The following is an 8,895-nucleotide window of genomic DNA, read 5'->3' on the forward strand; positions in this document are numbered from 1 at the left end:
CGACCGGGTACGCGCAAGTGTGTCGGTGTCGACCTGGGGATGGGTGGTGACGGTGCCCTGGGTCTGCAGTGCGTTGAGGTACTGCGGCCACTGGGTGAGCACGTAGTCCGACGGGCTGTGGCACTCGGTGTCGGGATAGGGCCCGCTGCCGTTGTAGATCTCGCAGTAGACGCCGACCGGCCGGGTCGTGGTGACACTGCGCACGTCCTGCCAGGTCTCACTGCCGCCCTGCTTCACCTGGTGGCGCAGAGTGATCTTCAGGTCGCCGGAGTAGATCTCGTACTTGGGCCTGATGGTCTCCTTGACGTTGACGAAGTCGCCCTCGATACAGGTGCGCAGCGTCGGCCGGTAGCCGGGCGGCGCCGCGTAGGCCAGCAGGTCGTAGTAGGCGGGCAGGTCCGAGTTGCGCAGCGTGGCGGGGACCGACCAGGCGGGCATACCGATGTCGCCGACCCGGCAGGGCGTCAGGCCGGGCGCGTCCGGGATCTGCGCCGCCGCGGGCAGCGCCTGGTCGGGGGCACCCCGCAGGTCGTCCGTCCGGTCGTTGCCGGCGGCCGGGTAGGCCGGATCGGTCTGGTTCCAGCGGACGGCGCGCCCCACGTCGTCGAGCGCGTCGGACCACCCGTCGAGAGCGGCCCGGTAGTCGCCGACGAGCCGGGTGAACAGCTCGTTGGTGACACCACCGGCGCCCGGGTTGCTGAACTGCCGCACCCGCTGGTTGACCCGATTCCCCGCGTCGAGGGTGCCGGCGGTGTGCTCCGCCGTGACCGCCGCCGCGAACTGCGGATTCTCGAGCTGCATGACGAGGTTCGCGCGGGCACCGATCAGCCAGGCGGACGGGTTCGCCACGCCGCTGACCGCCTGGTCGCCGGTGGCCGGCCGCAGCGGAACGCCCTTGGCCGCCGCCCACCCGGCGAGGTAGTCGATCGCGCCGTTGGGCAGATGGAGGTCGAGGACGCTGACCGGGTTCGCGGTCGACGTGCCCGCGGGCACCACGAACGGGGCCTTCTTCGCGGCCGTCGTCGCGAACGTCCGGGTCGGCGAGTCGACCTCGTCGAAGTACTCGGCCACCGACCCGATCGCGCCACCGTCGACGCGGACGGCCCGGTGCAGGTAGCGGTCGGTGGCGTCGTCGACGTCGTCCGCGGCCAACTGTTCGAAGGCAGCCTGGTTGGCCAGCGCCATCTGGTCGATCTTCTGATCCATCGTGTGGAGCTGGTCCCCGATCACGCCGAGGATCCGCTTGACCTCCCTGACGTCCTGGCCCAGCAGACCGAGCTGGGTGCTCAGGCCGTCGTACATCGCGGTGAGTTTCGCATCGACCCGGTCGAATCGGTCGCCGATTCCCTCGGCCATCCGCCGGACCTGCTCGCTGAGGCCCTTGATCTGCTTGCTGATCATCTGATCCGGCGACTCCTGGCCCATGAACAGCGGCAGCAGGGCCATCGCGGCACCGATGAAGTTGCCGGTCAGCGAGAGGGCGGCGGCGGCCGACGCGGCGCCGGTGAGCTGACCCGAGGCGATCGTCATCTCGTAGGAGATCACCGAGGTCACCGATTTGACCAGCGCGTCACCGACCGTCTTGACGGTCTTGGCGAACTTCGGGTCGTAGATCCCCCCGATGTCGCCGAGGACCACGGTCAGCAGGCTGCCGGCCTCGCTGACCAGCTTCTTGGCGTCCTCGGCCGACTTCTTGGCCGCCGCCTCCTCCGCCGCAGTCGGCTTGGCGCCCTCGATCGGGAACTTCGCGTTGAGGGCGGTCGCGGCGGTGATCCGGTCGTTCGCCAGCGCCTCCAGCGCCTCGAACTGCGCCTGCACGGCCGTGCGTACGGCAGCGGAGAACGCCGCCTCGTCGTCCTTCTTGGCCAGGATGCCCGGCAGGTCGACCCGGCTCGCGAACGCCGGTAGGGCCATCAGGTCCTGCGCCGGGGTGTCCAGCCGGACCGACAGGCGCGCCGCGTAGGTGCCGTCCCACGCCGTGCGCAGCCCCGCGTCGGTTGACGCCGCCCGGTGCAACCGCTTCCACGCCCCGGCGAGCCGCCCCGGCGCCGACACCTCCCACAGGAAGTTCTGGCTGCCGGTACGCACCTGCTCAGTCGGCGTGACCACCGCACCAAGTTCCTCCCCCGTGGTGGCGGTCAGCAGGGCGCGCAGGCTGGACCCGCGCACCTCGGCCCGGTCCAGCGCGGCCTGCGCCGGGTCCTGGTCGACAGGGACCGCGAGCAATCCCGCGGCGGCGGCCGCGAACGCGGCGAGCCCCTCGGACGACCCGACGCCGGACACAGCCGCCCGCACGGCCGCGTCGGTGCGTCCGAAGTGGCGGACCACCTGCGTGCCGTCCACGTTCGGATGGGCCGCTCGCCAGTCGACGATCTCCGCCGCCACGACGGCGTCGACCACGCCCGCGACGCCGGTCGTGCGCGACTGCACCGCTGCGGCATACAGACTGTCGTGCAGGGCAGCCTCGTCGATCGGAACCGGCGCGGCGTAGCCGGGCACCGCGTACGTCGACACCGCCACGACGACCCCGACGGCCGCGGCACCCACGCGCCTGCGGATTCTGCCTGGTCTCACCTGCGAACCTCCCTCATCTCCCCCTGTGGTCACGGCGCCGTGACCCCGCCGCTCAGCGACTCCGAGGTGATCTCGCCGACTCTGCTGTTCACGAGCACCTGGAAATGGGTGTTGGCGTCCTGGTCGGAAAGCACCAGCGACATCCGTCCGGTACCGGGCTGCGCCGCGACGACGAAGGACTCACTCATCGGCTCCTGCCAGGAGTAGTTGCCCTCCCAGTGCCGACGCAGGTAGCTGAGCGTGACCAGGTAGGACGTCTCGTCGGTCGCGTTGTCGGTCCAGCCCAGTCGTAGGATGCTGCGGTTGTAGGCGCTCTCGGCCGTCGACACCAGGTCGGTCGGCTTCGACGGCCGGGAGCTGACGCAGCCCAGCGGCACGGCCGACGCCACCGGTGTGCTGCCGTCGGGCACGTTGCGTGCGGTCGCGCACAGCCGGCGGACCGGCCCGGTCGGCGGGACGACGACGGTGTGGGTGAACCCGAGGGGCCCGGCCGGCAGCCAGGTCCGGAAGTCGCTGGCCGGCTTGGACGCGACCAGGGCTCCGTCGAAGGTGATGTCCACGGTGACCGGCCACCCGTTGCTGTCGGCGGCCCAGCCGGTGATGCCGAGGACACCGTTGTTCTGCGGCCCGGTGGCCTGGGCGGCTCCGGTGGGTGCCTTGTCGGTCGGCGTCGGTGGTGGCGGTGGTGGCGGGGGCTCGCAGCCCAGCGGATTGGTTTCACAGATCGGAACAGCGCCGGCCGCGCCCGGGGTCGTCAGCACTCCGAGCGTCGTGAGGAGGGCTGCCGCCCCCGCAAGCGTGCGTTTCATACGAGGATCAGGCCAGCAGCGACTTGGTGGCCACTTGGCGGCGACTTTGTGCGCCCACCGACGCGTCGGGGTCAGCGACTCCCAGACCGAGCCTCGACCGCGCTCATGGCGACTCGTCCCGCCATGATCTTCCCCTGCCCCCGTCCGCTCCCCGGGGGCAACGCGGCATTCACCAACCGCCCCTGAGCACTTGGGATATGAACCAGTCCCTGGACCCTACCGTCGGAGGTGCTCGTCATGACGACCCCAACTCCCCCCGTGGCCCCGACCCAGACCCGCTACCCATGGCGCGCGACGCTGCGTACCGTGGCGGCCGCCGGCCTCGGCGCGCTGTCACTGCTGCCGGTCGCCGCCGCGACGGCCGGCGTGGACACCCTGCCGGCTGTCGCGCAGGCGATCGTCGTCGCCGGCGCGATCACCCGAGTCCTCGCGCTGCCCGGTGTGGACGCCTGGCTGCGGCAGTACGTGCCGTGGCTCGCCGCTGCTCCCAACCTGCTCCCCCAAAACCGGGGTTCGCACCGGGCCATAGCAACACTCCTGACAGTGCTCGGCGTCGCCGGCCACCACCGCAGAGACCTGCTTTCCCAGAACAGATCGCCTGCGCCGGCGTAGGGCTGCCAGGCAGGGCTTGGTCTCGGTCACTGGCCGCTCGTGTGGCTCCGCACGGTGCAGACGTCTGATCCGCAACACGTTCCGGCTCACCTCCCTCAAGTACTGGGACGCGCCGCGCTCAGCCACGACATCACGTCGATCTACCACGCCGCAATGCACCGCGCCCTGGCCAGAATCACCCGGCTTCTCCAGCAACACGACACCACTATCCCGCCTGCCACCCAGCCGCCCGCCGCGCTCGCAGCCCTTCGCGACCGCGTCGAAGCCCGATCAACACCACCTTCGGAACCCACATAGGCGAGTTAATCTTCGGCATCCCCTCAGGCTTGTTCCTACCTTGGATACGAAGGCCGTTGCGCTTACGAACCCAGAAGCATCACGATGCGCCTGGGACGATCGTGTACGACGACCGCCCCAGGCGCATCTGCCACTAACTGCTGCTGGTCGGCGCGGGGCTCGCCTCGTCGGGGCCGAAATTCGACTCAACCCCATCCCCCCGGGTAACCCCAACGATGACGCCGATTACGGTGCAACAGGGCAGCGTCGCTGGAGACCATCACGTCGAGCAGGCTGGCGCCTCGCCGCTGCAGCAGACGCGCGGTGAGGGTGGGGGTCAGGGAGAGGCTGACCGCGGCTAGCAGGATGGCCGCGAGCACCGGCGTCCACAAGTGACCTCCGGTGATGGTGCCGATGATGCCGGGGAGAATGGCGCCCAGCAGGACCACGGGGAAGATCGTCATTTGTCCACCGGTCGGATCGCCTGCTCGTTGTCCAGGGTAGCGGCGATCGCGGGCATCGGTGCCGACAGCCGGCATCAGGAGCGCGATCAGCGGTGCCACGGCGCAGGCCACTGCGGCTGCGGCGATGGCGCCGCTGATGGCGACGACGCCCAGCGGAGAGCGGGTCACGGCCCACAACACGGCCGCCAACACGATCGACGGTACGCCGAATAACAAGAACCATGCCGCCATCCGGCCGCGTACGTCAGCCTGAAGGGCGCCCGGTGTGGTGAGCAGCTGCCACAGGGCCGTGCCGTCCAGGGCGTAGGTGTTGACCGCGACCATCGCGCCGAACACCGCCGCCGCGGAACCCACGAGGGGCAGCGCCCAACTCCAGTCGGTGACCCCGATGATGAGCGCCATCAACAGCGGGGTCAGCCAGGCACTACGCAGTTCCACACCGCGCGCGGGATCCCGCGACCAGGTGGCCAGCTCTCGCGAGACGACAGCGGACACCTGCGGCGTCGTGACCGGAAGCGACAGCCCACGACCCGGTGCGTGAGGGCGTCGCGGCGTCACGAGGCGAGGTGGGCGGCGTAGGGCCCGCGCTGTCAGGGTGGTCCAGCCCATGTGCAGCAGTGCACCCAGGGCCAGGAGGGCCATCAGCGGCACGACGACCGCTTCCGTCCCGGCGTTGTCACGGGCGGCGATCGCGGCGCGGTACCCCCATCCCGTGGGCAGGAGGGCGAGCACGTCGATGATCGGCGCGGGTAGCTGCCCGAAGGTAGGGAGGACCAGGGTGGTGTCGCTCTGACCGAGGCGGGGCAGCAACCAGGCCGCGATCGGCACCCAGCCAGCGAACGACAGCGCGAGCATGACGGCGGTCTGGGTGGCGGCCAGCCTCATCCCGGCCCGGGTCTGCAACAGCCAGGCCGCGATCACCGCCACCGTCTTACCCGCCCAGACCAGCAGATACAGCTGTGCCACCATCGCCACCGCGCCGATCGTGGCCGCCGTCAGGCCGCCCGGTGCGGCCAGCACGACCAGGGACGACAGACAGGTCAGCGTGACCAGGGGGCCGACGCCCAGCAGCTCGGTCCAGGACAAGGCCCGAGCCGCGCGCCATGGCCGCAGCGGATAGCCGCGTAACCAGTCGCGCGAGATGACCGACGGATCGTGGCGTGGCTGGGTCAGAGGGCCGAACAGCCACATGCCTCCCCATCCGGTGAGCGCCACGGCGATCCAGCCTTCGTGGAGCAGTCCGCGGTTGGCCACCGCTGCGCCGACGACCACCAACGCGGCCAGGGCCATACCGGTGACCAGGCTGAATCCGCGCTCGTTGTGCGGGCCGTTGCGAAGCAGGCGTAGCTTCAGCGCGAACAGGGCTCGGGTCATGTCAGCCACCTCAACGGGCGGACCGGATCGGCGCCGACCAGCTCGACGAAACGTTCGTTGAGCGTCCCGTTCGCTGCCACCTCGTCTACCGGCCCCTCGACCAACACCCGGCCACCGGCCACCAACGCCACCCGGCGGCAGTTTCGTTCGACGAAGTCCATCATGTGGCTCGACATGACCACCGTGCCGCCGGCGGCGACGTACTGTGTGAGCACCTGTTCGATGGAGCGGGCCGAGACCGGGTCGATTGCCTCGAACGGCTCGTCGAGGACCAGCACCCGGGGGCGGTGCAGCATCGCCAGCGCCAGATTGATCTTCTTGCGCATACCGGTGGAATACTCCACGATCAGCGCGCGTGGAGTAGCGTCGAGGCCAAGGATCTCCAGCAGGTCCTCGGCGCGGACCCTCCAGCTGTCATCCAGCCCACGCAGCCCGGCGCTGTACCGCAGCACCTCGGTGGCGGTCAGCCGTTCGGGTAGCGACAGCCCGTCCATCATGATTCCGAGCTGGGCGAGCGCGGCTTGCCGATCGGTTCGCAGGTCATGACCGGCGATCCTGACCGTGCCGGAGGTCGGCTCCCGCAACCCGCACATGGCCATCAGCGTGGTGGTCTTGCCGGCCCCGTTCGGGCCGACGATGCCGTAACACATTCCCGCTGGGATGCTCAAGCTGACCCGGTCGACGGCGAGTACAGCGCCGAAACGCTGGGTGAGGTCAGTTACCTCAACGGCTGGGACAGTGTAATCGAACACTTGCATCGTCTCTTTCCGGCAAGGAACGGCAGACCGGTCAATTCGGCCGCACTATTCGTCGATCAGGCCGCGGATCTCGTCCATGCGACAGGACGTCGAAGCGGGTTGCCGGAGCAGCGCATACACAACGAAATGCGCTGGCCGCCGAGCGGCCATCTCAGTGACGGCACGCCAGCAGTCGCCCGCTGCTACAGCAGAGCGACGTTCGTTCGGCTCCGCTACCACACGACCAGTTCACCGTTCTGTGCAGTCAGATGAGCTATCACTCGGCGGTGTGCGTGAGGATGGCGACGGCCAGTTCCTCGTGCACCTCCGGCGGAAGCGTATGCCCCATGCCCGCCGTGATCATCAGCCGCGCTCCCGGGATCTGCTCGGCGATGATCGCGCCGTGACCCGGCTTGACCGGCTCGTGGCTGCCCTCGATGACCAGCGTGGGCGCCTTCAGTTGGTGCAGCACGCCCACCGGCTCGAAGTCCGGGCTGGCCGCAGCGGCCAGCCGGTGGTTGGCCACCGCCGTCAGGTCGCGGGCCCGGTCGTAGAGTCGTTCCTGTAGCCGGCGCGCCGCGTCCCCGTCGAACGGCAGCCCGGTGCCGTGCAGCACGCGCTGTTCGGCGATCATGCTGTTGATCTGGGTGCGCCGGTCCTCGGGCGGTGCGGCGGTCATCAGCGCCCGGTAGAAGGCCACGAACTCCGGCGTCGGCTCGGGCAGGCTGTCCTCGGGCTGCGGCTGCCCCAGCAGAGCCCGCAGGATCACCTGACCTTCACCGCCGCCGAGCGGCGAGGAGGCGATGACGGTCAGTGAGCGCACCCGCTCCGGCTGCTCCACCGCGACGAACTGGCCGAGCAGCCCGCCGGCCGAGTGGCCGACCAGGTGGGCGCTCTCCAGGCCGTGGGCGTCCAGCACGCGGTACACGTCGTTCTTGATGTCGTTCCCCGTGTACGGCTGTGCCGCGAAGTCGACCGTGCCCGACATGCCGGTGTCACGGTGGTCGTACCGGATCACCCGGCGGCCTCCGGCGACAAGGCGGCCGACGAACTCGTCCGGCCACAGAACGCCCTGCGACATCGACCCCATGATCAACAGGATCGGCGCATCTGTGACGGCGCCGAACTCTTCACTCCAGATGTTCACCTCAGTCATGTCTCAGAGCATGTCCTCTTCCGCTGCGGGCGCCTTCTGTAGAACTACTAGTCGCGCCAGTTCCGTGCGGGAGCCGATGCCCAGCTTCGGGTAGATCTTGTACAGGTGGTACTCGACCGTGCGAGGGCTCAGGAACAGCTGGGCGGCGATCTGCTTGCTCGACAACCCGTCGGCGACCAGGCCCGCGATGCGCAACTCCTGCGGGGTCAGCGCGTCCAGCACGGCCGAGCCCGGGGCCGGCCCGCTCTCGCCCGCCGCCCGCAGCTCACCTTGTGCGCGCCTCGCCCACGGCTTCGCGCCTGCCCGCTCGAACGTCTCCCACGCCATCCGCAGATGCGCCCGCGCGTCGCCCGGCCGCTGCGCTCGGCGCAGGCGCTCGCCCAGCAGTAGAGCCGTCCTGGCCTCCTCGAACGGGTTGGTGTGCAGCCGCAACGCCTCGCCGAAGGCGTCCTCGGACGACTCGGCCAAGCCCCGGCAACGGGCCAGCAGGGCGCGCGACTCGGACGTCGCGGCGTACGCCGACCATCGCTCGTACGCCTCGAGCGCCGCCCGCGCACCCACCTCGTCGCCCGCGCCCAGGGCGGCCTCGACGCGATCCGGCGCCGTCCGCCACACCACGGTGGGATGCCCGACACCCGGTCCCGCCTCGGCGATGGCCGTGAAGCGGTCATGCGCCGTCGCGTAGCGTCCAAGGCACAGGTCGAGCAGCGCCAGCGCGTACGCGGCGACCCCTGCCCGCAGACCTACCCGGTGCGGTATGGCGATGGCCAGCGCCTCGCGGGCCTGCCGTTCACAAATCTCCTCCTCGCCTCGCAGCGCCGCCAGGACCGCCAGGTTGGCCAAGTGCGCGGCCACGGTGTTCTCATAGCCGGCCTCGCGGGCCAGTTCCAGGC

The 8,895-nt window shown here is 70.1% G+C and carries 7 protein-coding genes; 1 reads left to right on the forward strand and 6 read right to left on the reverse strand.

All coding sequences use genetic code 11. From position 1 onward, the window contains the following. Both KBX53_RS12805 and KBX53_RS12810 read right to left on the reverse strand, forming a co-directional pair. A partial coding sequence (locus tag KBX53_RS12805) for a hypothetical protein (RefSeq protein WP_210859361.1) occupies positions 1-2,547 on the reverse strand: 2,547 nt, incomplete at its 3' end. Between the two features lie 56 nt (positions 2,548-2,603). Beyond that, positions 2,604-3,335 (reverse strand): hypothetical protein, encoded by a 732-nt coding sequence (locus tag KBX53_RS12810; RefSeq protein WP_210859363.1) that lies wholly within the window; start codon positions 3,333-3,335, stop codon positions 2,604-2,606. A 285-nt stretch (positions 3,336-3,620) separates the two neighbouring features. On the opposite strand from KBX53_RS12810, the gene KBX53_RS12815 reads away from it, so the two are divergent. Beyond that, positions 3,621-3,995 carry a hypothetical protein gene (locus tag KBX53_RS12815; RefSeq protein ID WP_156057297.1) on the forward strand — a complete coding sequence of 125 codons (375 nt, stop codon included), beginning with the start codon at positions 3,621-3,623 and terminating at the stop codon, positions 3,993-3,995. A gap of 482 nt (positions 3,996-4,477) precedes the next feature. Here the strand turns inward: KBX53_RS12815 and KBX53_RS12820 are convergent, their stop codons facing one another. The 4 genes from KBX53_RS12820 to KBX53_RS12835 all read right to left on the reverse strand — a co-directional run. After that, positions 4,478-6,109, reverse strand: a complete 1,632-nt coding sequence (locus tag KBX53_RS12820; RefSeq protein WP_210859364.1) for a hypothetical protein — start codon at positions 6,107-6,109, stop codon at positions 4,478-4,480. Beyond that, a complete protein-coding gene (locus tag KBX53_RS12825; protein ID WP_210859366.1) occupies positions 6,106-6,867 on the reverse strand; it encodes an ABC transporter ATP-binding protein in 762 nt (253 codons plus the stop codon). The genes KBX53_RS12820 and KBX53_RS12825 overlap by 4 nt, the downstream gene beginning before the upstream one ends. A 256-nt stretch (positions 6,868-7,123) precedes the next feature. After that, positions 7,124-8,002, reverse strand: a complete 879-nt coding sequence (locus KBX53_RS12830; RefSeq protein WP_210859368.1) for an alpha/beta hydrolase — start codon at positions 8,000-8,002, stop codon at positions 7,124-7,126. A 3-nt stretch (positions 8,003-8,005) separates the two neighbouring features. Further along, a partial coding sequence (locus KBX53_RS12835; RefSeq protein WP_247675534.1) for a helix-turn-helix transcriptional regulator occupies positions 8,006-8,895 on the reverse strand: 890 nt, incomplete at its 5' end.

Source organism: Micromonospora sp. M51 (assembly GCF_018070305.1).
GTDB classification, from domain to species: Bacteria; Actinomycetota; Actinomycetes; order Mycobacteriales; family Micromonosporaceae; genus Micromonospora; species Micromonospora parva.